The sequence below is a fragment of the Streptomyces sp. DI166 genome, assembly GCF_900091315.1.
Classification (GTDB): domain Bacteria; phylum Actinomycetota; class Actinomycetes; order Streptomycetales; family Streptomycetaceae; genus Streptomyces; species Streptomyces fuscus.
Genome location: NZ_FLSP01000010.1, coordinates 20,714 through 41,990, shown reverse-complemented (window position 1 = coordinate 41,990; position 21,277 = coordinate 20,714). Strand labels below are relative to the sequence as shown.

21 protein-coding genes are annotated in these 21,277 nt (G+C 70.6%); 6 read left to right on the top strand and 15 right to left on the bottom strand.

The window, feature by feature from the left end; all coding sequences use genetic code 11:
* Positions 1–12 precede the first annotated feature (12 nt).
* Positions 13–1,497: an MFS transporter gene (locus tag GA0115233_RS07490; RefSeq protein WP_093719310.1), complete on the bottom strand. Its 1,485-nt coding sequence runs from the start codon at positions 1,495–1,497 to the stop codon at positions 13–15.
* Between the two features lie 85 nt (positions 1,498–1,582).
* On the opposite strand from GA0115233_RS07490, the gene GA0115233_RS07485 reads away from it, so the two are divergent.
* Positions 1,583–1,960 (top strand): MarR family winged helix-turn-helix transcriptional regulator, encoded by a 378-nt coding sequence (locus GA0115233_RS07485; protein ID WP_176711664.1) that lies wholly within the window; start codon positions 1,583–1,585, stop codon positions 1,958–1,960.
* Positions 1,961–1,966: 6 nt separating this feature from the next.
* Here GA0115233_RS07485 and GA0115233_RS07480 read toward each other — a convergent pair whose 3' ends face one another.
* A complete protein-coding gene (locus tag GA0115233_RS07480) occupies positions 1,967–2,707 on the bottom strand; it encodes a maleylpyruvate isomerase family mycothiol-dependent enzyme (protein WP_093719308.1) in 741 nt (246 codons plus the stop codon).
* Positions 2,708–2,850: 143 nt separating this feature from the next.
* On the opposite strand from GA0115233_RS07480, the gene GA0115233_RS07475 reads away from it, so the two are divergent.
* On the top strand, positions 2,851–3,387 hold the full coding sequence (locus GA0115233_RS07475; protein ID WP_093719307.1) for a DM13 domain-containing protein: 537 nt from the start codon (positions 2,851–2,853) through the stop codon (positions 3,385–3,387).
* A 10-nt stretch (positions 3,388–3,397) separates the two neighbouring features.
* Here GA0115233_RS07475 and GA0115233_RS07470 read toward each other — a convergent pair whose 3' ends face one another.
* From GA0115233_RS07470 to iolC, 9 genes are read right to left on the bottom strand one after another with little or no spacing between them, the layout of a single operon-like run.
* The gene (locus tag GA0115233_RS07470; RefSeq protein ID WP_093719306.1) at positions 3,398–4,264 is read right to left on the bottom strand and encodes a sugar phosphate isomerase/epimerase family protein; all 867 of its coding nucleotides are present in this window, start codon (positions 4,262–4,264) and stop codon (positions 3,398–3,400) included.
* Positions 4,261–5,277 (bottom strand): Gfo/Idh/MocA family oxidoreductase, encoded by a 1,017-nt coding sequence (locus GA0115233_RS07465; RefSeq protein WP_093719305.1) that lies wholly within the window; start codon positions 5,275–5,277, stop codon positions 4,261–4,263. Before GA0115233_RS07465 ends, GA0115233_RS07470 begins: the two co-directional genes overlap by 4 nt.
* Positions 5,278–5,287: 10 nt before the next feature.
* Positions 5,288–6,715, bottom strand: a complete 1,428-nt coding sequence (locus tag GA0115233_RS07460; RefSeq protein WP_093719304.1) for a sugar porter family MFS transporter — start codon at positions 6,713–6,715, stop codon at positions 5,288–5,290.
* A 9-nt stretch (positions 6,716–6,724) separates the two neighbouring features.
* Positions 6,725–7,678 carry a TIM barrel protein gene (locus GA0115233_RS07455; protein WP_093719303.1) on the bottom strand — a complete coding sequence of 318 codons (954 nt, stop codon included), beginning with the start codon at positions 7,676–7,678 and terminating at the stop codon, positions 6,725–6,727.
* A gap of 28 nt (positions 7,679–7,706) precedes the next feature.
* A complete protein-coding gene (locus GA0115233_RS07450) occupies positions 7,707–9,197 on the bottom strand; it encodes a CoA-acylating methylmalonate-semialdehyde dehydrogenase (RefSeq protein WP_093719302.1) in 1,491 nt (496 codons plus the stop codon).
* A 13-nt stretch (positions 9,198–9,210) separates the two neighbouring features.
* Entirely contained in the window at positions 9,211–11,091 is a 1,881-nt protein-coding gene (gene iolD, locus GA0115233_RS07445; protein ID WP_093719301.1) for a 3D-(3,5/4)-trihydroxycyclohexane-1,2-dione acylhydrolase (decyclizing), read from the bottom strand.
* Positions 11,088–11,957 carry a 5-deoxy-glucuronate isomerase gene (gene iolB, locus GA0115233_RS07440; protein ID WP_093719300.1) on the bottom strand — a complete coding sequence of 290 codons (870 nt, stop codon included), beginning with the start codon at positions 11,955–11,957 and terminating at the stop codon, positions 11,088–11,090. Before iolB ends, iolD begins: the two co-directional genes overlap by 4 nt.
* Entirely contained in the window at positions 11,954–12,841 is an 888-nt protein-coding gene (locus GA0115233_RS07435) for a Cgl0159 family (beta/alpha)8-fold protein (RefSeq protein ID WP_093719299.1), read from the bottom strand. The genes iolB and GA0115233_RS07435 overlap by 4 nt, the downstream gene beginning before the upstream one ends.
* A complete protein-coding gene (iolC, locus tag GA0115233_RS07430) occupies positions 12,831–13,784 on the bottom strand; it encodes a 5-dehydro-2-deoxygluconokinase (RefSeq protein ID WP_093719298.1) in 954 nt (317 codons plus the stop codon). Before iolC ends, GA0115233_RS07435 begins: the two co-directional genes overlap by 11 nt.
* A gap of 232 nt (positions 13,785–14,016) precedes the next feature.
* On the opposite strand from iolC, the gene GA0115233_RS07425 reads away from it, so the two are divergent.
* A complete protein-coding gene (locus GA0115233_RS07425) occupies positions 14,017–15,015 on the top strand; it encodes a LacI family DNA-binding transcriptional regulator (RefSeq protein ID WP_093719297.1) in 999 nt (332 codons plus the stop codon).
* 18 nt (positions 15,016–15,033) lie between these two features.
* Here the strand turns inward: GA0115233_RS07425 and GA0115233_RS07420 are convergent, their stop codons facing one another.
* Complete coding sequence (locus GA0115233_RS07420) at positions 15,034–16,038, bottom strand: sugar ABC transporter substrate-binding protein (RefSeq protein ID WP_093719296.1); 1,005 nt, start codon at positions 16,036–16,038, stop codon at positions 15,034–15,036.
* A 260-nt stretch (positions 16,039–16,298) separates the two neighbouring features.
* Positions 16,299–17,480, bottom strand: coding sequence for an MFS transporter (locus GA0115233_RS07415; RefSeq protein ID WP_093719295.1), 1,182 nt, complete (start codon positions 17,478–17,480; stop codon positions 16,299–16,301).
* A 257-nt stretch (positions 17,481–17,737) separates the two neighbouring features.
* Here GA0115233_RS07415 and GA0115233_RS07410 point away from each other — a divergent pair, with 257 nt between their 5' ends.
* Positions 17,738–17,998 (top strand): hypothetical protein, encoded by a 261-nt coding sequence (locus tag GA0115233_RS07410; RefSeq protein WP_093719294.1) that lies wholly within the window; start codon positions 17,738–17,740, stop codon positions 17,996–17,998.
* Between the two features lie 83 nt (positions 17,999–18,081).
* Here the strand turns inward: GA0115233_RS07410 and GA0115233_RS07405 are convergent, their stop codons facing one another.
* Both GA0115233_RS07405 and GA0115233_RS07400 read right to left on the bottom strand, forming a co-directional pair.
* Positions 18,082–18,567 (bottom strand): hypothetical protein, encoded by a 486-nt coding sequence (locus tag GA0115233_RS07405; protein WP_093719293.1) that lies wholly within the window; start codon positions 18,565–18,567, stop codon positions 18,082–18,084.
* A gap of 9 nt (positions 18,568–18,576) precedes the next feature.
* Entirely contained in the window at positions 18,577–20,022 is a 1,446-nt protein-coding gene (locus tag GA0115233_RS07400) for a helix-turn-helix domain-containing protein (RefSeq protein WP_093719292.1), read from the bottom strand.
* A gap of 203 nt (positions 20,023–20,225) precedes the next feature.
* Between GA0115233_RS07400 and GA0115233_RS07395 the strand changes: the two genes are divergently transcribed.
* Positions 20,226–20,771, top strand: coding sequence for a hypothetical protein (locus GA0115233_RS07395; protein ID WP_093719291.1), 546 nt, complete (start codon positions 20,226–20,228; stop codon positions 20,769–20,771).
* Positions 20,768–21,265: a DUF6415 family natural product biosynthesis protein gene (locus GA0115233_RS07390; RefSeq protein ID WP_093719290.1), complete on the top strand. Its 498-nt coding sequence runs from the start codon at positions 20,768–20,770 to the stop codon at positions 21,263–21,265. Before GA0115233_RS07395 ends, GA0115233_RS07390 begins: the two co-directional genes overlap by 4 nt.
* The last annotated feature ends 12 nt before the right edge of the window (positions 21,266–21,277 follow it).

Below are 21,277 nucleotides of genomic sequence, written 5' to 3'. Positions count from 1 at the left end.
GGAGACGTCCCCCTAGTCGCGGACCGGCACCCGGTCCTGCTCCGTCTCCCGCACAGGGGACTTGGCGACCACCATGGACTGCTGGGCGCGGCGCTTTCCGCGCAGACCCGTGAGGGTGATCAGCAGGCCCGCGACGGCGACACCGGCCACCACCATGAAGCCGGGGCGGTAGCTGTCGAGGACCGCCTGCGGGGTGGGCCGGTCCGGGGCGCCCGCGGTGACCACGGCGGTCACCACGGCGAGGAAGATCGCGCCGCCCACCTGCACCGAGGTGTTGAGCAGTCCGGAGACCATGCCCTGCTCGTGGTCCTCGACGCCGTTGGTGGCCTGGATGTTGAGCGAGGGGAAGACCAGCGCGCAGGCCGCGCCGATCAGCAGCATCGACGGCAGGACGGCCGCCGCGTAGACCGGGTCGAGGTCGACGCGCAGGAACAGCGCGTAGCCCAGGACCATGAGCGCGAAGCCCACCGCGATCAGCCGCTGGGTGCCGAACCGGTCGACGATCGGCCCGACCATCGTCGAGGACAGCGCCACCAGCGCGCCCGCGGGCAGGAAGGCGAGGGCGGTGTGCAGCGCGGACCAGCCGAGCAGCGACTGCATGTAGAGGGTGGTCAGGAACTGGAATCCGACGTACGAGCCGAAGAAGGCGAGGGCGCCGAGCTGGGCGCGGACCTGGTTGCCCGAGCGCAGTACGCCGAGCCGGATCAAGGGCCCGGCCGAGCGCCGCTCGACCCGTACGAACGCGGTCAGCAGGACGGCCACGGCGAGGAAGGACAGCAGGGTGCGGGCGGAGGCCCAGCCGACCTCCGGTGCCTGCACCACGGTGAACACCAGCAGCAGCATGGAGGCGGTGCCGAGCACGGCGCCGGGGATGTCGTAACCGTTGTGGTTCTTCTCGCGGGTACTGCGCGGCAGCAGCTTCAGGCCCGCGACCAGGGCGATCAGGGCGATCGGCGCGGGCAGCAGCATGGTCAGGCGCCAACTGGCCTCGGTGAGCAGGCCGGAGAGGACCAGGCCCATGGAGAAGCCGGTGGCCGCGCAGGTGGTGTAGATGGCGAGGGCGCGGTTGCGCAGCGGGCCCTCGGGAAATGTCGTGGTGATGATGGACAGTCCGGCGGGCGCGGTGAAGGCCGCGCTCAGGCCCTTGATGAAGCGGCTGGCGATGAGCAGCGGGCCGGAGTCGACGAGCCCGCCGAGCAGCGAGGCGAGGGCGAAGACGCCGAGGGCGACCAGGAAGACCTGACGCCGGCCGAGCAGGTCCGCGGTGCGTCCGCCGAGGAGCAGCAGTCCGCCGTAGCCGAGGATGTAGCCGCTGACGATCCACTGCAGCGTCGAGGTGGAGAGGTCCAGGTCGGCGCCTATGGAGGGCAGGGCGACGCCGACCATCGAGACGTCGAGGGCGTCGAGGAACATCGCGGCGCAGAGCACCAGCAGAGTGCCCCACAGACGGGGTGTCCAGCGTCCGTCGGCCGTGGGGTGGGAGAGCGGAGAGGTCATGGCGGAGACACTACATGCACACGCATCGAATGCAAGTGCATTTAATTCAGATGCATGGAAATCTTTTCTCTGCTACGGTGCGCCCATGGCGGCGAACAAGGCCGAGCAGGAGCTCGTGGACCAGTGGCGGGACATGCTGGCGTTGCACGCCCGCACCCAGTGCGAACTCGACCGGGCACTGAATCAACACGGCCTGTGCGGCAGCGACTTCGAGGTACTGGACGTCCTGGCGAGCGGTACCTGCGCGCGACGCGTGCAGGAGATCGCCGAGCAGGTGCACCTGAGCCAGAGCGCGCTCTCGCGGCTGATCGCCCGGCTGGAGAAGGACGGACTCGTCGAGCGCCGGATGTGCCCCGAGGACCGGCGTGGAGTGAAGGTCGCGCTGACGGCGAAAGGGCGCCGGCTGCACGGGGAGGTGCTGCCCGTGCAGCGCGCCGTACTGACGAGGATGCTGTCGGGCTGACCGGGGTCAGCCCCAGGTGACGGCGGAGTTCTCCCGCCACAGCGCGGCCAGGGCCGCGTCTCCCCGCACGTCCGGGAAGGGCAACCGGTTCCACAGCGCCGCGTACAACTCGGCGACCGGACCGGACACTTCGCAGTCCGCCTCGCCCTTCGCGCCCCGCGTCGCCGCGGGCGGCTCCGCGGACAGCCGTACGGTCCACACCGCGTCCGCGCTGTCGGTGGCCCGGACCCGCAGGACCCGGGGCTCGGGCGACCGCACCCGGCTCTTGGAGCGGGCGTGGAAGGCGAGGAGGAGTTCGTCGATGCCGTCGGCCGCGAACGCGGGGTCGATCCCGGTCGGTGTGCCGCCGCGGGCCGACTCCGCGTCCAGACGGTGGATCGCGGTCTCGTGCGCCTGACGGCGGGCCCAGAAGGCGAGCGGGGAGGGCGCGGGCATGAAGTGCCAGCACCGCATGTCCGGCCGCGCGCCGTCGAGGGCGTCGACGAGACGGCGGTGCCCCTCACGGAACCAGGTGATCAGCTCGGTGCCGTCGAGGCCGGGCGGATCGGCGGCGGGCCGGTACTCGGTCTGCTCCCCGGCGACGAACACGGTCGCCCAGCGGTGCACCATCCCCGTGTGCCGCAGCAGGTCCCGCACCTGCCACTCGGGGCAGGTCGGCACCTTGGCGTCGGTCCCGGCCCGCTCGGCCGCCTCGGCCAGCAACCGGCCCTCGCGGTCCAGTGCACGGATGAACTCGGCAGTTGTCATACGGCCGAGTCTGCCTGGTGAAGCACGCTCCAGGGCAAGCGGGACGTAAGAGTTTCGTCATCGGTTCGGGGATGCCTTACGGCACCGTGACCCGTTGGAATGGGAGCAGCGTAAGCAACTCTCAGGAATCGGGGGAACGCGCCATGTGGCGGAGGCGGAAGTCGTTGATCGTCGGGGTGCTGGTGGTGGCGGTCGCCGGACTCGGGTTCGGGCTGTACTGGTTCCAGCCGTGGAAGCTGTGGCAGGACACGACCGTGGAGGAGGCCCTGCCCGTCGCCGTCGGCACGGCGGCGCCGAGCGCGTCGGCGACGAGCAGCCCCGCCGCCCCCCAAGTCCTCGCCAATGGCGAGCTGATCAGCCACGAGCACGACACCTCGGGCAGTGTGAAACTCGTGCGGCTGGCCGACGGCTCCCATGTGGTCCGGCTGGAGAACCTCGACACCAGCAACGGCCCCGACCTGCGGGTCTGGCTGACGGACGCCCCCGTGAAGCAGGGTGTGGGCGGCTGGCGCGTCTTCGACGACGGGCTCCATGTCAGCCTCGGCAAGCTCAAGGGCAACAAGGGAAGCCAGAACTACGTCGTACCGGCCGACCTCGACCTGACGCGCTACAGCAGCGTCAGCATCTGGTGCGACCGGTTCGACGTGTCGTTCGGCGCGGCGGAGCTGGTGCGGGCCTGAACGCCGCTTCTCAGACGGTCAGTTCCTTGCGGATGCGGTCCAGCATGAACGCCGAGGACTCCCGGGCCCGTTCCTCCCAGGCGAACACACAGGCCGTGGCCACTCCGTCGAACTCCAACTCCCGCAGGGTGCCGAAGAAGGCGTCCCAGTCCACCTCGCCCTGACCGATGTCCAGGTGCTGATGGATACGGGCCGGGGTGCCCGGCGGGTTGAGGATGTAGCGCAGCCCGGAGGAACCCTTGTGGTTGAAGGTGTCCGCGATGTGCACATGCTTCAGCTTGTCACCGGCGTAGCGCAGCATCGCCGCGATGTCCGCCGTCGGATCGGCGCCGGACAGGTGGAAGGAGTGCGGCGCGCAGTACAGGTAGTTCACCCACGGCTTGTTGATCGCGCGGACCAGGTCGACGGCCGGGGTGTTCTCCTCGCAGAAGTCGTCCGGGTGCGCCTCCAGGTTCAGGGCGATGCCCTCCCGCTCGAAGACGGGCAGCAGCTCCTCCAGGGAGCGCCAGAACGCGGCCTCGCTCTGCGCGGCGCGCTCCGGGCGGCCGTTGAACTCACTGTTCATCAGCGGGCATTCGAGCTCCGAGGTGATCTCGATCATCCGCTTCCAGTAGTGCACCGCGGCCTGCCGCTCAGCCTCGTCCGGCGAGGACCACTTGTACAGCGGAAGCACCGAGGACAATTGAACGCCGTGCGCGCGCAGGAAGTTCTTCAGCTCCGCGACGCGCCCGTCGTCCGCCCGCGGGTGCAGGAAGAACGGCATGAAGTCCTCGCGCGGCGACAACTCGATGTACTCATAACCCAGTTCGGCGACGGTGCGCACCATCTCGTCGACGGGCAGCGCACGGAACATGTACGGGTCGAGGGCGATCTTCACGCGGCACCTCCGTAGAAGGCGGGACGGGGCTTGAGGTCGGTGGCGACGACGCGGCCCGATTCCAGGGCCTCGACGGTCGCGGCGGTGATGACGGTGGCGGCGTAACCGTCCCAGGCGGAGGGCCCGGTGGGTGCCGCGCCGGCGGCGAGGCTCGCGATCCACTCGCGGAACTCGGTGTCGAAGGCCTCGCGGAACCGGCCCACCCAGTCGGTGAGCACCTCCGTCTCGTGCCGGGCGGCGGTACGCACCCCCACGGTGGCCGGGTCCGGCAGCCGCACCAGGCCCTCCTCGGCGACGACCTCGCACTGGATGTCGTAGCCGTACTGGCAGTTGACGAAGACCTCCAGGTCGATCCGGACGCCCTTGGCGGTCTCGAAGAGCATGATCTGCGGGTCCTTCAGATGCGCGAACCGCTTCCCGGTGGAGCGCGGGGTGACCACCTGGGTGGAGACGATCTCGTCGTCGAGCAGCCAGCGCAGCACGTCCACCTCGTGCACAGCGGTGTCCAGGGCGGCCATGGCGGAGGTGTACGACTCCGGGACACTCGGGTTGCGGTGGGCGCAGTGCACGATCAGCGGCTCGCCGATCCGGCCCGAACCGAGGACCTGCTTCAGCTGCCGGTAGCCGCTGTCGTAGCGGCGCATGAAGCCGACCTGCACCAGCCTGCGGCCGTGCGCCTGCTCCGCCTCGACGATCCGCAGACAGTCCTCGGCAGTTGTGGCCAGCGGCTTCTCGCAGAACACCGGCTTGCCAGCGGCGACCGCCGCCAGGACGTGCTCGGCATGGGTGGGGCCCCAGGACGTCACGAGGACGGCGTCCACGTCGTCCGCCGCGATCACGGCGGCGCCGTCGGGCAGCACCCGGGCACCGACCGGTGCTGCCGCCTCCTCGGCGCGGGCGGCGTCGATGTCGGTCACCGCGGTGACCCGGGCGCCGGTGACGGTGTGGGTGAGCCGCTGGATGTGCTCCTTGCCGATCCAGCCGGCCCCGATGACTCCTACACGAACGGTCATGGTCAGTTCCTCACTGCGAGAAGCGCGCACGGAGCTCGGCTTCGAGGGATTCGAGGGTGCGGTCCTTGGTCTCGGGGACGTAGAGCTTGACGAAGGCCAGCGAGAACAGGCCCGCGACCACGAACAGGAAGAAGGTGTTGGAGATCCCGATGCCGTCGACCAGCGACGGGAAGACCAGCCCGATCACGAAGTTGGTCAGCCACAGCACCACGGCCGCCACACCCATGCCGAAGCCGCGCATCCGCATCGGGAAGATCTCCGAGAGCATCAGCCAGGTCACCGGCGAGATCGCGCCCTGCTGGAAGGCCAGGAAGGTGACCGTCATGGCCAGCACCGCGTACGCCCGGCCGTCCCCGGCGGGCAGCACCAGGGAGAAGATCCCGATCAGCAACAGGGCGGCGGTGGTACCGATCTGACCGGTCATCAGCATCGGCCGCCGGGCGACCCGGCCGAGCAGCCAGATCCCGACGAAGGTGGCCAGCACCGAGATCACACCGTTGGCGATGTTCGCCGTCAGCGCGCTGTCCGAGGCGAAACCGGCGTCGGTGAGGATCTGCGTGCCGTAGTACATGATCGTGTTGACGCCGGTGATCTGCTGTGCGATCGCGATGCCGAAGCCGATGAACATCAGCCTGCGCACCCACGGCGTCGACCGCATGTCCTGCCAGCCGCCGAGCTTCTCCTCCCCGTCCTTGACGGCCAGCGCGGACACCTCCGCCAGCTCGGCCTCGGCCCGCTGCGACGACCGGACCTGGCGCAGCACCTCCAGCGCGTCGGAGAACCGGCTCTGCGAGGCCAGCCAGCGCGGGCTCTCCGGCATGACCAGCATCCCGAACCACAGCACGACCGCCGGAAGGGTCGCCACGACCAGCATCCAGCGCCAGACGCCGCCGGACTCCCCGCCCACCCGCGCGATGACCGCGTTGGAGGTGAACGCCAGCAACTGACCGGTGACGATCATGAGTTCGTTGCGGGTGACCAGCGCGCCGCGCCGCTCGGCGGGCGACACCTCCGCCAGGTACACCGGCACGGTCACCGACGCGCCGCCCACGGCGAGGCCCAGCACGAACCGGGCGACCACCATCACCGCGGTGGTCGGGGCGAGGGTGCAGCCCAGCGCCCCGACGAAGAACAGCACGGCGAGGGTGAGGATCGTACGGCGCCGGCCGCGCGCGTCGGACAGCCGGCCACCGGCGACGGCGCCCAGGGCGGCGCCGAGCAGTAGAGAGCTGGTGACCATGCCCTCGGTGACCGGGGTCAGTCCGAGGTCGTCGGTCATGTAGGGCAGGGCACCGTTGATGACGCCGGTGTCGTAGCCGAAGAGGAGGCCGCCGAAGGTGGCGACGAGCGTGATGACCCGCAGGCGGCGGGAGACGGCGGGCGGGATGGCCTCGGCCGGGGCGGAAACCTGAGTCGCGTCTTCGCGAACGACGTCCATGACCGCCCCTCAGCCCTTGAGCGCCGGACGCCGGGTACCCGTCAGACCGCAGCCCGCGAGGTGCTCACGGGTGCTCACCGCGATCGGCAGCGGCACCTCCGGGACGCACGGGTACAGGTCCTGCTCCACGATCACGAACAACTCGGCGTCCAGCCGGGCCAGTTCGGCGACCACGTCGGCGGGGTTGGGCACACCGGCCGGGGGAGAGACGCACACACCCCGTCTGACCGCTTCGCCGAACGACAGGTCCTCGGCGGCGACTTGGGCGAGCACGGCGGGGTCCATCTGTTTGATGTGGACGTATCCGACGCGCTCGCCGAACCGGCGGATCAGGTCGAGGTTGTCGCCGCCGCCGTAGGCGACGTGACCGGTGTCCAGGCAGAGGTTCGTGTAGGCCGCGTCCGACTCGTTGAGCAGCCGCTCGATCTCCGGCTGCGTCTGGATGTGGCTGTCGGCGTGCGGATGGATCACGAGCCGCACGTCGTACTCGTCCAGCAGGAGCCGGCCCAGCCGGTCGGCCGCCCTGCCGAACCCGGCCCACTGCTCGGCGGTCAGCTCCGGCGACTCGGTGAACGCACCGGTCCTCTCGTCCCGGTACATGGGCGGGATCAGCACCAGGTGGTGGGCGCCCGCCGCCTGGGTCAGCGCGGCGACCTGACGGACGTGGGCGAGCATGTCGTCCCAGGCCTCGGGCCGGTGCAGCGCGCCGAAGGCGGTACCGCCGGAGACCTTCAGGCCGCGTGCGTCCAACTCCTCCTTCAGGCGCTGCGGGTCGGTGGGGAGGTAGCCGTACGGGCCGAGTTCGAGCCACTCGTAGCCGGCCTGCGCCAGCTCGTCCAGGAAGCGGGTGTACGACACCTGGTGCTCGTCCTTGGGGAACCAGATGCCCCAGGAGTCGGGGGCGGAGCCGAGGCAGAGGTTGCCTGCGGTGGTGCGCAGCGGGGTGGGTGGCGCCGTTGCCATGACGTGTCCTTCGGGGAATAGCGGGAGATCAGTGGGAGGTGGGGAAGTTGAAGCCTGCGGTGGCCTGCTGCCTGGGCTGGGGCCAGCGGGTGGTGACGACCTTGGGGCGGGTGTAGAAGCGGATGCCCTCGGGGCCGTGGATGGGGTGGTCGCCGATGAGGGAGTCCTTCCAGCCGCCGAAGGAGTAGTAGGACATCGGGACGGGCACCGGCACGTTGACGCCGATCATGCCGACCCGGACGCGGCGCTGGAACCGGCGTGCCGCTTCGCCGGAGGCGGTGAACAGGGCGGTTCCGTTGCCGTAGGGGTTGGCGTTGATCAGGTCGATGGCCTCGTCGAGGGTGTCGACGCGGACGATCGCCAGGACCGGGCCGAAGAGTTCCTCCCGGTACGCCTCCATCTCGGTGGTGACGTGGTCCAGCAGGGACGGTCCGGTGAAGAACCCGTTCTCGTGGCCGTCGATCTTCAGCCCGCGTCCGTCGACGACGACGGTGGCGCCCTGGGCGGCGGCCGTGCCGACGGCGGTCTCGACGCGTTCCCGTGCGGCCTCGGTGATGAGGGGGCCCATGTCGGTGCCGGGCCGGTCACCGGGGCCGACCTCCACCTCGTGTGCCTTGCGGCGAAGGATCTCCACCAGGGCGTCGGCGGCCTCGCCGACGGCGACCGCCACGGACAGGGCCATGCAGCGTTCGCCCGCGGAGCCGTAGGCGCCGGCGGTGATGTGGTTGGCGGCGAATTCGAGGTCGGCGTCGGGGAGGACGACGGCGTGGTTCTTGGCGCCGCCGAGGGCCTGGACGCGCTTGCCGTGGGCGGTGGCCTGCTGGTGGACGTACTTGGCGATGGGGGTGGAGCCGACGAAGGAGACGGCTTCGACGCCGGGGTGGGTGAGGAGGGCGTCGACGGCCGCCTTTCCGCCGTGGACGACGTTGAAGACGCCGTCGGGCAGGCCCGCCCGCTGGTACAGCCCAGCGACGAAGTCGGCGGCGGACGGGTCGCGTTCGGAGGGCTTGAGGATGAAGGTGTTGCCGGTGGCGATGGCGATGGGGTGCATCCACAGCGGCACCATGGCGGGGAAGTTGAAGGGAGTGATGCCCGCGACGACCCCCAGCGGCTGGCGGAAGTTGTGGACGTCGATGCCGCGCGAGACCTGGTCGGAGAAGCTGCCCTTGAGGACGTCGCCGAGGCCGCAGGCGAACTCCACGACCTCGCGCCCTCGCGTGATCTCGCCGCGGGCGTCGTCGACGGTCTTGCCGTGCTCGGCGGAGATGATCCGGGCCAGCTCCTCCTCGTGCTCGACGAGGAGTTGGCGGAAGGCGAACATGACCTGCGTGCGCTGGGTGAGGGACGACTCCGACCAGGTCTCGAAGGCGTGTTGGGCCGCGGTGACGGCGGCGTCCACGTCGGCGGGGCCGCCGAGGGCGACGCGGGCCTGCTCGGCGCCGGTGGCCGGGTCGAACACCGGGGCTGTTTCGGCGCCGGGGACCGGTGCGCCGTTGATCCAGTGCGGGATGGTCTTCACTTCGAGGGTGTCCTTACAGGTAGTGGCGCTGGCTGAGCTTGTGGGCGGCGTAGGCCGCACGGGCCGTCCGGGTGGACTCCAGGGCGGAGACCTCGCTGACGGGGACGTCCCACCAGCCGTGGCCGGGCGGGTTGGGGCCGTACAGGTCGGTCTCGACATGCACGACGGTGGTGTGGCTGGAGGCCTTGGCCTTCTCCATCGCGGCGCGGAACTCCCCGACGCTCGTGGCGTGCAGGACGTCCGCGCCGAGGTTGGAGGCGTTGGCGGCGAGGTCGACGGGCAGCACGTCGCCGTCGAGGAGCCCCGAACTATCGTCGCGATAGCGGTACTTGGTGCCGAAGCGCTGCGAGCCGAGGGACTCGGAGAGGGCGCCGATGGAAGCGAAACCGTGGTTCTGGACCAGGACGACGATGACCTTCAGCCCCTCGGAGACCATGGTGACGATCTCCTGGGCCATCATCAGGTACGAGCCGTCACCGACCAGGACGACGACCTCGCGCGACGGGTCGGCCATCTTCGCGCCGACCCCCGCGGCGACCTCGTAACCCATGCAGGAGTAGGCGTATTCGACGTGGTACGCCTTCGGATCCCGCGCCCGCCACAGCTGCTGGAGGTCCCCGGGCAGGGAACCGGCCGCGTTGATGACCACGGCACGGTCGTCGAGGGCGTCGTTGAGGGCGCCCAGGATCTCCGTCTGCGCGGGCAGCGGGCCGTGCCCGACCGTGAAGCAGGCGTCCTCGATCTCCCGCGTACGGGCGATGAGTTCGCGGGTCCGCGCCCGGTACCGCGGGTCCACCTCCCAGTCGGCCAGCGGGCCGGCCAGGGCCTGAAGGCCGAGCCTGGCGTCGGCCACCAGAGGTTCCGCCGAGTGCTTGACGGCGTCGAGGCGGGCGACGTTGAGGTTGACGAACGTGACGTCCGGGTTGCCGAAGACGGTGTGGCTGGCGGTGGTGAAGTCGGAGTAGCGGGTGCCGATGCCGAGGACGACATCCGCCTCGCGGGCCAGCTCGTTCGCCGCGTACGCCCCGGTCGAACCGATGCCCCCGACCGCGCAAGGGTGGTCCCAGGGCACCGCGCCCTTGCCCGCGTGGGTGTCGGCGACCGGTATCCCGGTGGCCTCCGCGAAGGCCCGCAGCTCCGTCTCGGCACCCGAGTAGACGGCGCCGCCGCCGGCCACGATCAGGGGCGTGCGCGCCCCGCGCAGCAGACGTGCGGCCCGCTCGACGGCCGGGGGCTCGGGCACCGGGCGGCCCACGTGCCAGACGCGGCGCCGGAAGAAGTCGACCGGCCAGTCGTGGGCCTCGGCCTGCACGTCCTGTGGCAGCGCGAGGGTGACCGCGCCCGTCTCCACGGGGTCGGTGAGCACCCGCATCGCGGCGAGTGCGGCGGGGACGAGCTGCTCGGGCCGGGAGACGCGGTCGAAGTACTTCGACACGGCGCGGAAGGCGTCGTTGACGGTGACGTCCCCGCCGCGCGTGTCCTCCAGTTGCTGGAGGACGGGGTCGGCGGCGCGGGTGGCGAACATGTCCGACGGGAGCAGCAGCACCGGCAGCCGGTTCGTCGTAGCCAGCGCCGCACCGGTGATCATGTTCGTCGAGCCCGGACCGGTGGACGCCGTGCAGGCGAAGGTCGCCAGCCGGTCGCGCATCTTGGCGTAGGCGACCGAGGCGTGCACCATGCCCTGCTCGTTGCGCGCGAGGTAGTACGGCAGATCGGCCTCGCCGGTCACCGCGGCCTGGAGCAGGGCCTGCCCGAGGCCGGCCACATTGCCGTGCCCGAAGATGCCCCACACCCCGGGGATCAGCCGCTGCTCCTGCCCGTCCCGCTCGCTGAACTGGTTGGCCAGGAAGCGCACCAGGGCCTGTGCGGTGGTCAGTCGTACGGTGTTGGTCATCGGGTCTCTCCGAAGGGCAGCCGGTCGTCCACGTCCTGGGCGTCCCAGGTGGCGCGCACCCAGGCGTGGGCCGGGTCGTCGCAGATCAGCCAGGCGCGGTCGGGTTCCGGACCGGCCATGACGTTGAGGTAGTAGAGGTCGTAGCCCGGGGCCGCGATCGACGGACCGTGCCAGCCGTGCGGGACCAGCACCGTGTCGCCCGAGCGGACCTCGGCGAGCACATCGACGGGCCGGTCCTCGGTGCCGTACACACGCTGGTATCCGAAGCCGGAGCCGGTGACCTCGAAGTAGTAGATCTCCTCCAGCTCCGACTCCACGCCGGGCCGGGCCCGGTCGTGCTTGTGCGGCGGATAGGACGACCAGTTGCCGCCCGGTGTGAGCACCTCGCACACCAGCAGCCGCTCCGCCTCGAACGTGCCGGGCAGGCAGTAGTTGTTCACCTGCCGGGAGCAGGCGCCCGCGCCGCGCAGTTCGACCGGCACGTCCTCCTTGCGCCCGTACCGAGCCGAGTGACCTCCCCGCTCGGTACGGGCCGAGGGCAGCGCGAAACGGCCCCCGTGCGTGCTGCTGATGACGGCCTCCGACCCGCGCGGCACATACGCGAAGTCGGTGACCGAGGCGAACACATCTGTCCGGCCCGCGAGTTCGAAGGCCGTGCCGTCCGTGGTGACGGTGCAGGAACCCGTCAGCGGCAGGACCAGGCACTCGCGGTCCCCGGTGGACAGGGTGTGCGCCGCACCCGGCTCCAGGGTGAGCACCCCGAGGCCGGAGTATCCCCAGCCCGCCGACTCCGGCGTGACCAGGACGTCATAGGGGCCCTCGGCCGAAGTCCCCTTCGGTAGGTGGTACTTGCTCGTGCGGCTCACAGCAGGCTCACCGCCCTGTCGACCGCACCGGCGACATCGCCGTCAGCGGGGTAGAGCAGGGACCGGCCCACGACCAGCCCCTGCGCGGTGGGCTGCTTGAGCGCCCTGCCCCACGAGGCGAACGCCGCATCCGGGTCGGTGACCTCGCCGCCCAGCAGCAGCGCGGGCAGGGTCGAGGCGCCCAGCACCCGCTCCATGTCCTCGACCACCGGCAGCTTCAGCCACGTGTACGCGGTACGCCGCCCCAGACCGGAGGCGATGGTCACGGACTTCACGACGGCGTCGGTCGACAGGTCGTTGAGGATCCGGCCGGACTGCCACTCGGAGACGAACGGCTCGATCATGGCGACCAGCCGCCGGTCGTTGAGCTCGTCGACGGCGCGCGCGGTGTTCTCCAGGACCGAGGGGGTCGCCGGGTCGCCGAGGGCGATGCGGGTGAGCATCTTGCCGCCGTCGAAGCCCATCGCGGCGATCGTCTCAGCGTCGTACCCGGTGAAGCGGTCGTCGATCTCGAAGACGGAACCGGCGAGCCCGGCGCGGTTCATCGAGCCGAACACGCTCTTGCCGTCCAGCACGCCGAGCAGCAGCAGATCCTCAAGGATGTCCGCGGTGCCGAGCACCCCGGTGACACCGGGCCGCTCCAGCGCGACGCACATGCGGTCGAGCAGCTCCGCCCGGTCGGCCATGGCGTTGCGGTCCGCGCCGACCGCGTTGGCGCCGCGCGCGGGATGGTCGGCGGCGATGATCATCGCCTTGCCGTGGTCACCGAGCAGCGAGGTCGCGGGGGTGCGTTCGGCGGCGGCGCGGGCGATGGCGCCGGGGTCGGCGACACGGGTGCCGACAATGCGCGCCAGCAGGTCGGAGGACCGGAAGTCAGGCCGCACCGGACACCTCCCGCAGCTTCTCCTCGACCTCGGCCTCGGTCGGCATCGCCTCGGCGCACGCCAGCCGCCCCGCGACCAGGGCGCCGGCGGCGTTGGCGAAGGCCACGGTCCGGTGGGTGTCCCAGCCGGACAGCAGCCCGTGGCACAGGGCGCCGCCGAACGCGTCCCCGGCGCCGAGCCCGTTGACCACCTCCACCGGCACCGGCGGGATCTCGACGCACCGCCCGTCCCGGTCCATGGCCAGCACGCCCTTCGGGCCCTGTTTGACCACGGCCAGCTCGGCCCCGGCGGCGAGCAGGGCCTTCGCGGCGGCGTGCGGTTCGCGCTCACCGGTGGCGACCTCGCACTCGTCGAGGTTGCCGACGGCCACGGTGGTGTGGCGCAGGGCCTCGGCGTAGGAGGACCGCGCCCGGTCCCGGTCGGCCCAGAACACGGGCCGCCAGTCCAGGTCGAAGACGGTCGTGCCGCTCTTCGCCCGGTGCGCCAGGGCGGCCAGCGTGGCCGAGCGGCTCGGCTCCTCGCTCAGCCCCGTGCCCGTGAACCAGAAGACGGCCGCGTCCCGAACCGCGCCCAGATCCAGCTCGTCCGTCTCGATGTCCAGGTCGGGCGCCTTGGGCTGCCGGTAGAAGTACAGCGGGAAGTCGTCCGGCGGGAAGATCTCGCAGAACGTCACCGGTGTCGGCGCGTGGTCCGAGGTACCGACGTGGCGGCTGTCCACGCCGAAGCCCGCCAGCGCGCTGCGCACGAAGTCGCCGAACGGATCGCGGCCGGTCTTGGTGATGACGGCGCTGGAGTGCCCGTACCGGGCCGCGGCCACCGCGACATTGGTGGGGCTGCCGCCCAGGAACTTGCCGAACGAGGTGACCTCCGCCAGCCCCACTCCTGTCTGGAGCGGATACACATCCACCCCGACGCGGCCCATGGTCAGCACTTCGCACGACATCACGCTGGATTTCCCTTCGCTCCGGCGGGACCCGGTCGGTCCGCACCGGAGAATGAATGACCTGTCGCGCTCTACTAGCGCGCTCTAGTGCGAGTACGATGACCCCTGTCCAAATGTCATGTCAATAGCTTGTTGCCGGTAAGTTTCCGGCCCGCCCGGGGATCGCCCTTAGGGTGGGCCGCGTCGAAGGGTGGGTGCACAGGTGGATGCAGCGGGCAGGCAGCGGCCCACGATGGCGGACGTCGCCGAGCGGGCGGGCGTCTCGCGCGCACTGGTCTCGATCGTCTTCCGCGATCAGCCCGGTGCCAGCCGGGAGACACGGGAACGGGTGCTGCGGGTCGCCGACGAGATCGGCTACCGGCCCGACAACGCCGCCCGGCTGCTGGCCCGCGGGCGCAGCCGCACGCTCGGCGTGATGTTCACCGCCCACCAGACCTTCCACGCCGACCTGCTGGAGGGCATCTACGGCGAGGCGGAGCGGCTCGGCTACGAGGTGCTGCTCTCCGCCACCGCGCCGGGCCGCGGCGAGGCGAAGGCCGTGGAGTCCCTGCTCGGCCACCGCTGCGAGGCCGTGATCATGCTCGGAACCGGCGCGGAGACCGCCGAACTGGACGCCCTGGGCAGGCGCACGGTCGCCGTGGCGGTCGGCCGCCGGGTCTCGGGGGCCCGGGTCGACAGCGTGCACACCGCCGAGAGCAAGGGCATCCGGCAGGCCATGGACCACCTGGTGGAGCTGGGCCACCGCCGTGTCGTCCACATCGACGGCGGCAAGGGCCCCGGCTCGGCGGAGCGGCGGCGCGCGTACCGGGCCGCGATGCGCCGCCACGGACTCGGCGACGAGGCGCGGGTGATCCCCGGTGACCACACCGAGCAGTCCGGTATCGAGGCCGGCCGGCTGTTCCTCGCCGAGCGGGACAGCGGGCTGCCGCTGCCCACGGCGGTACTGGCGGGCAACGACCGTTGTGCGATGGGCCTGTTGATGGCGCTCACCCGGGCCGGCGTCGAGGTGCCGCGGGACCTGTCCGTCGTCGGCTACGACGACAGCCACCTCTCCCATCTGATGCCGATCGGCCTGACGACGGTCCGTCAGGACGCGCTGCTCATGGCCGAGTACGCGGTGCGGTTCGCCGTGGAGCGCCTGGACGACCCGGACTCGGCGCCGCGGGAGGCGGTACTGGACCCGAAACTCGTGGTACGCGGGACCAGTGGACCGCCCCCCGCCGACGGCTGACCCTGCGGGGGCCGTCGGTCAGCGCGTTCCCTTGGCCGCGAATCCGGCGACCTGGTCGACGTTCTCCTTGGTGATGAACGCGGGCCCGGTGAGTACCGGAGCGGTGCCGCCGCCGCTGAAGTTGCCGTTGGTCCGGTACAGCCACAGCGCGTCGACCGCCAAGTAACCCTGGAGATACGGCTGCTGGTCCACCGCGAACTCGACCGAGCCGCTCTTCACGGCCTGCACCAGCTCCTTGCTCAGGTCGAACGTCGCGACCTTCGCCTTCCCGCCCGCGTCGGAGGCCGACTGCACGGCGGTCAGCGCGATCGGCGCGCCCAGGGTGACCACGTGGTCGATCGAGGAGTCCTGCTTGAGCTTGGCGGTGATCGTCGACTTCACCGAGGGCATGTCGGTGCCGTTGACGTAGAGGATGTCGGTCGTGCCGCTGAACCCCTTCTTCAGTCCGGCGCAACGGGCCTCCAGGGCGACCTGGCCCTGCTCCTGGATGACGCACAGGGCGTGCTCGGCGCCGAGCTGGTTCAGCCGCTCGCCGAAGGCCTGCCCGGCGATGTTCTCGTCCTGGCCGAAGTACTCCAGCATGCCCAGCTCCTTCCAGTCGTCCAGGCCGGAGTTGAAGCCGACGACCGGGATTCCGGCCGCCTTCGCCTTGGCGACCACGTCCTTCATGGCGTCCGGCTTGGCGGCGGTGAGCGCGATCCCGTCGACCTTCTGGTCGATGGCGTTCTGCACCAGGTTGGCCTGGGTGCCGGCGCTGGGGTCGGAGGAGTAGATCAGCTTGACGTTGTCCTTGGCGGCGGCGGCCTCGGCGCCCTTGCGGAGGATGTCCCAGAACGTGTCGCCGGGCGACGCGTGGGTGATCAGAGCGACGGTCATCCGAGGCGTGTCGGCCTTGCCCGCGGTGACTCCGTCGGCGCTGTCCTCGGACGCCTTCCCGCCGGAACTGCTGGAGCAGCCGGCGGCGAGCAGGGCGCCGACGAGGGCGGCGGCGGTGAGAGCGGGGGTACGGCGGTGTCTGCGCATGTCCCTGTGCACCTCGCTGTGCTGGTGGGGTGGGGGCTCCGTGGGGGCGGGCCGCGGCCCGCGCGGGGGTGCGGGACGCGTGGACGGGAGCGGGAACGGGTGGACTAGAGCGCGTTATTAGCGCGCTCTAGTGGCACGTACTATGGGCCCGCCCCGAGGTGATGTCAACGCTTATGTCAGGACGTCTCTACATGAGGTGTCGGGATGCCTCTGCGTGATCTCTGTGAGAGGTGTCAGGACGTCTCGGTGTGTGTGAGGTGTCAGGACGTCTCTGTGTGAGGTGAGGTCGCCCGTCGGGTGGCGAGCCCGATGACCGCGGCGACGGCGGCGAGCACGGCGACGCTGGTCAGAGCCGTGGGCAGGGAGAACCACTCGGCCATGAACCCGATGGCGGGCGGCCCGAGGAGCATGCCGCCGTAGCCGAGCGTGGACGCGGTCGCCACCCCACTGGGCCCGGCGAGCGCCCCGGCGCGCTCGATGGCGACGGGGAAGAGATTGGCGAGCCCGAGCCCGGTGACGGCGAACCCGAGGAGGGCGAGCCAGGTGATCGGAGTGAGCGCCCCGAGGAGCATGCCGACGGCGGCCGTGGCTCCACCGAGCACCACGGTACGGGTGCGGCCGAGCCGCTGGAGCAGCGCGGACCCGGTGAGCCGCCCGAGCGTCATGGCGAGCGCGAAGCAGGAGTACCCCACGGCGGCGAGCCCCGGCGAGGCGCCCAGGTCCTGCTCCAGGTGCAGGGCACCCCAGTCGGCCATCGCGCCCTCGCCGTACGCGGTGCACAGGGCGATGAGCCCGAAGACGGCGACCAGCCCGCGGGTACGGCGGTCGAGCCGCCGGGGCCGGTGATCCCGCCCGGTCGTCTCCGGTGCCGCGGGCGGCGCGATGCGCAGGAGCACCCGTCCGGCGAAGAAGGTCACGACGAGCCCGACGAAGGTGAGCCCGAGCAGATGCCAGGTGGGGGACAGGCTCCCGGCGACCAGCCCACCAACCCCTGCCCCGACCATTCCTCCGAGGCTGAACGCCGCGTGGAAACTCGGCATGATCGGCCGTCGCAGCGCGGTCACGAGATCGACGGCGGCGCTGTTGAAGGCCACGTTGATGGAGCCGTACGCGGCCCCGAACACGAACAGGACGGCGGTCAGCGCCGCGACGGAATGGGTGAGCGGGGGCAGGGCCACGCTGAGGGAGAGCAGTACGGCGCAGGCGACGGTGACCGGATGACTGCCGTAGCGACGGCAGAGCCGCCCGGTGAGCGTCATGGTCACGACGGCCCCGGCGGACACCCCGAGCAGCGCGATACCCAGCGCGCCCGCGGACGCGTCGACCTGCTCCTTGATCGCGGGGATCCGCACGACCCAGCCGGCGAAGACGAAGCCGTCGAGTGCGAAGAAGACGGTGAGGGCGATACGGAGACGGGTGAGGTCGACGTCGGTACCCGGCACGACGTTGTGCGAACGGGTTTTGTTTATCGGCGGCACAAAGTCAGGGTACGGGAAGGGTGGGGAGAGGGGGCAAGGGGGTTACTTTCGGGTATCCCAAGAGCGCGTCCCCTTCTGTCCCGGCGTTCCAACAACTCGGGCCGGGCTTCGGGCGCTCTGGGAACGGTGGGGCAACCCCTGGGGTGGACTCCTGGCTTTCCTGTCCGTCGTGCCGGTGGGGGTCACTACGATCCCGGCACCACGATCCTTGGGGGGATGCGATGTCGAACTACAGCGATGTCCAGCGTGCGGTGCGGGTGGAGGAGTTCCGGATCTGGTTCGCCTGGCTGACGGGCAACTTCATCATGGCGATCATCATGAACGCGACGAAGGAGGTCGCTGTCGTGTCGGTGATCACGCAGGTGCTGATGCTGCTGGTGTTCGTCGCGCTGACGGTGGCGTTGTTCCGGATGACGGGTGCGTCGAACCGGAAGGCTGCCGCGGCGCGGCGGGAGGTGCTGGGGGACGACTGTCCGGGGTGACCTGGACGCAGTCGGGCCCTGCTCCGGGAGGTCTGGGCGGGCAGAAGGGCCCCTGGTGGTCGACGGGCAGGGCTCGCCCGTGATCAGGGTTGGCGTGCGGCTCCGTCAGGCCAGACGACGTCCACGGCGAGGCCGGCGTCCCGCGCCTCCATGACGGTGTCCGCGGTGCCGCCGCCCTTGCCGCTCGGAGGCTCGCCGTTCCATACGGCGACGAGCCGCTCCGCGCGCTTCAGGAGTGTCCGGTTGGCGGCCTCGTACGCCGAGCGGTTGGCGCTCTCGTGGTCGAGGACGACGATTTCGACGGCTGCATTCCTGAGCCGGTCGAAGGTCTCTGCGTGGTCGGGCTTGACCTTGGTCTGCCGGTAGTCCTTCGACGGAATCACCACGACGAGTCGGCCACCGAGTTCGATGACGACCTCCGCGAAGATCGAGTCGGCCCCCTTCGCGATGCACGAGACACCCGTCAGGTCGCCGGCGTACGGCTTCAGAGTCGCCTTCAGGGCATCACGCACGAGGGGGACGGTGGCCTCGGTCAGGTCCATGTGTCCGGTGACGGCGATCGTGGTCACGTTGCTCCTTCAGCTCGACAGGACTTCGCGGATTCGCGCCCGTGCTTCGCCGACCGTACGCGAGGCCGAGTGGCCGACGGTGTAGGGGTACAGCTGGCCGAGTTGAGCGCGGACCCGGTTGGACCTGGTTCGCCCGGCCGCATCGACGGCGCGGTGCGTGTGGTCGACGGCGCACTTCACGTCGCCCATCAGGAAGTGGCATTCTGCGAGACCGATCAAGTCGAGCGCGTAGCTGCGGCCTGCCTCTGCGCTGCGATTGGTGAGTGCGGCTCGGATGCTTGCGGCGGCGGCTTCGGCGTGCTGCTGCGGGTCGGTGCGGGCAAGGTCGAGCAGGCGGCCTCCGGTGACGCCGGCGAGTTCGGACTCGTCGAAGTAGGCGATCCAGTAGGGGTCTTCGCCTGGGGCGGCGTCGGCGAGGGCGTCGGCGGCCTCGCTGGTGGCCCGGCGGAACGCGGCACTTCGGCCCATGGCCGCATAGGCCCATGCCTCGCGGGTGTGGAGCATGGCGCGCAGGCGTGCTCCCGCAGCTTGTCCTGTGCCCTTCTGCGCGAGGTGGACGAGCTCAAGAGCATCGTGTGGACGATTGGTGTACAGCATTTGCCGGGCCATACCTGCCAGTACATTCGCGCCGAAGGCGGCGTCACCGCCGGCGTGGGCCGCCCGGAGGGCCAGCAGATAGTAGGACTGAGCCGCTTTCTGGAGTCCGGAGTCCCAGGCCATAGTGGCTGCTGTGCCGCCGAGTTGGGCCATCACCCGAAACAGGCCTCGTTCAACGTCGGGCGCTTGATGCTCTTGGAGGTGCCATGCCACCTCGTTCAGCTGTCCGACGACGGCTTTGCGGCGCAGGCCACCACCGAACTTGTGGTCCCAGGCACGAAAGGCGCGTGCTGTCGTCTCCAGCTCGCTGACTTCCCGTTGCCCGACGCGGCCCGGTCGGCGGGCGGTGTCGGCAGATGAGGTGGGCTGGAGCCACCCTTCGATCGAGTCAAGCAGGGCGCCCCCGGTGAGGGCTGCGCCGGCGAGGGCGCGCGTGGCGGCGCGGCGGTCCATCACGAGATCGCTCCGGGTTAAGTCTGCGGCCAGGCCTACGGCCGCATCGGGCTGCCAGGGGGCGTCGTCGGACGGCCGTGTGGCTGGCTGTATTGGCGGGTCGGGCGCGCTGGGCCGGCTCTCCCAGGGCCGGTCGGCCAGACCGACCATGTGTCCTGGGATCCGCAGTCCGTCGGCGATGCGGCGGATCACGTCGAAGGACGTGACCTGGTGCTGGCCGTTGATGATCGTAGAGACCTTGCCGGGGGTGAGGTGGCAGACCGCAGCAATGCGGTTCTGGGACAGGCCGCCCCACTTCTTGATCAGCGAGAAGGCAGCGGAGAAGTCGTGCTCTGCCAGGGCTCGCCTGACGTCGTCCCGTTCGAGGACTTCCGGGGCGAGCGGGCCGGGTGTGGTGGCTTCCATGGGGCCAACTTCCGGGGTGATCGTATGCGCTTCGTCGCGCCCTTCCGAAGCAGGAACGAGTGTATTACCGCCGCGGTAACCCCCGTTGGGCATCCCCGAGCTGCGAACAAGCGACGAACCTCGACGCGTAGGAGATCAGCCCGGCGGCCGCGTGAACGGCCCCAGGGGGTGATCAACGCTCACGTCTCCCAGGGAGCGTCGACATGACGAACAGTACGGCCCCGCGTAGGGCATTAACACCACCGAGTCCGATCCCGACAGTCGGCGTCGGAGCGTGGATCGCCTCTGCGCACACCCGCCCCGACTCGGTCCACGAGGCGTGGAACGGCGAGGCCCGGATTGCCCTGATCCCGCTCGGGCGGCACTTCGACGCGGTGCGCATTCCTGCTGAAGTCGCCCACCTCGCCTTCGCCAGCCACGACCAGGCGGTCGTCGAGCGACGGTTGGCGCGGCACCTGCGGGGCGGCCCCGTCATCCACGACCCCGAGGGGCACCGCTACTACGCCCTTGTCCCGCCCGGCACCGCCCAGGATTGGACGGCGCCAGGCGCCGAATGCCTCGGCCGGGACGTCTACCTCGGCGTCCCCCGCCCCGACCTCACCGAACCGGACCAGGTCACACGTCACTCGTACTGGGCGGTCCCGGTGTCCCGGCCCGGCAAACTCTGCCGTGTGAGGGACGTCCTGGTGCTGGCCACGGTGGGCGGCTGCCTCGCCGACGACGAGGACGAGCACGAGGCGAGCGCATGAACACGACCGAGGAAACCCGCGCGACGCCGGTAGACATCGCCGCGATGCGTACGGTCGTGGCGGAGGTACTGCCGCCTGAGGTGACACCCACAGACCCGGCGCCCCTGAACAGGCTGATCGGCCTGCTGCGCGGCCACATCGAACGCCTCATCCCCGAGGTCGAACAGGCCGCCGCGCAGCGGCCCGTCGATGAGGTGCCCCGCTATGTGGCGCTCGCCTGCGTCACCGAGGCCCGCGGCAAGTTGGAAGCCGTCCCTGCCCTGCTGCCGTACGACATGGCGGCGCAGGCGCGCAGACTCGGCCGGTCACTGGTGGCGCTGTGCGATCACTACGAGGCCCTTGCCGACGTCCGCGTGTGCCTGGCCTGCGACCGTCCCATCAGACCGGGCGAGGCGACACAACCGTACGACCAGGACAGCCCGTCCGGGGGCGCGATGCGCTCCGGCCGCGTCCACGACTGCTGCATCAACACGGTCCGCTACAGCGGCCGCTGACTGGTGCCTTGC

Bases quoted from the DNA above. Each gene is read 5' to 3' on its own strand.
- GA0115233_RS07490 (WP_093719310.1), bottom strand. From the start codon at position 1,497: ATGACCTCTCCGCTCTCCCACCCCACGGCCGACGGACGCTGGACACCC.
- GA0115233_RS07485 (WP_176711664.1), top strand. From the start codon at position 1,583: ATGGCGGCGAACAAGGCCGAGCAGGAGCTCGTGGACCAGTGGCGGGAC.
- iolD (WP_093719301.1), bottom strand. From the start codon at position 11,091: ATGACCAACACCGTACGACTGACCACCGCACAGGCCCTGGTGCGCTTC.
- GA0115233_RS07480 (WP_093719308.1), bottom strand. From the start codon at position 2,707: ATGACAACTGCCGAGTTCATCCGTGCACTGGACCGCGAGGGCCGGTTG.
- GA0115233_RS07455 (WP_093719303.1), bottom strand. From the start codon at position 7,678: ATGGCAACGGCGCCACCCACCCCGCTGCGCACCACCGCAGGCAACCTC.
- iolC (WP_093719298.1), bottom strand. From the start codon at position 13,784: ATGTCGTGCGAAGTGCTGACCATGGGCCGCGTCGGGGTGGATGTGTAT.
- GA0115233_RS07410 (WP_093719294.1), top strand. From the start codon at position 17,738: ATGTCGAACTACAGCGATGTCCAGCGTGCGGTGCGGGTGGAGGAGTTC.
- GA0115233_RS07395 (WP_093719291.1), top strand. From the start codon at position 20,226: ATGACGAACAGTACGGCCCCGCGTAGGGCATTAACACCACCGAGTCCG.
- GA0115233_RS07460 (WP_093719304.1), bottom strand. From the start codon at position 6,715: ATGGACGTCGTTCGCGAAGACGCGACTCAGGTTTCCGCCCCGGCCGAG.
- GA0115233_RS07465 (WP_093719305.1), bottom strand. From the start codon at position 5,277: ATGACCGTTCGTGTAGGAGTCATCGGGGCCGGCTGGATCGGCAAGGAG.
- GA0115233_RS07475 (WP_093719307.1), top strand. From the start codon at position 2,851: ATGTGGCGGAGGCGGAAGTCGTTGATCGTCGGGGTGCTGGTGGTGGCG.
- GA0115233_RS07425 (WP_093719297.1), top strand. From the start codon at position 14,017: ATGGCGGACGTCGCCGAGCGGGCGGGCGTCTCGCGCGCACTGGTCTCG.
- GA0115233_RS07420 (WP_093719296.1), bottom strand. From the start codon at position 16,038: ATGCGCAGACACCGCCGTACCCCCGCTCTCACCGCCGCCGCCCTCGTC.
- GA0115233_RS07400 (WP_093719292.1), bottom strand. From the start codon at position 20,022: ATGGAAGCCACCACACCCGGCCCGCTCGCCCCGGAAGTCCTCGAACGG.
- GA0115233_RS07390 (WP_093719290.1), top strand. From the start codon at position 20,768: ATGAACACGACCGAGGAAACCCGCGCGACGCCGGTAGACATCGCCGCG.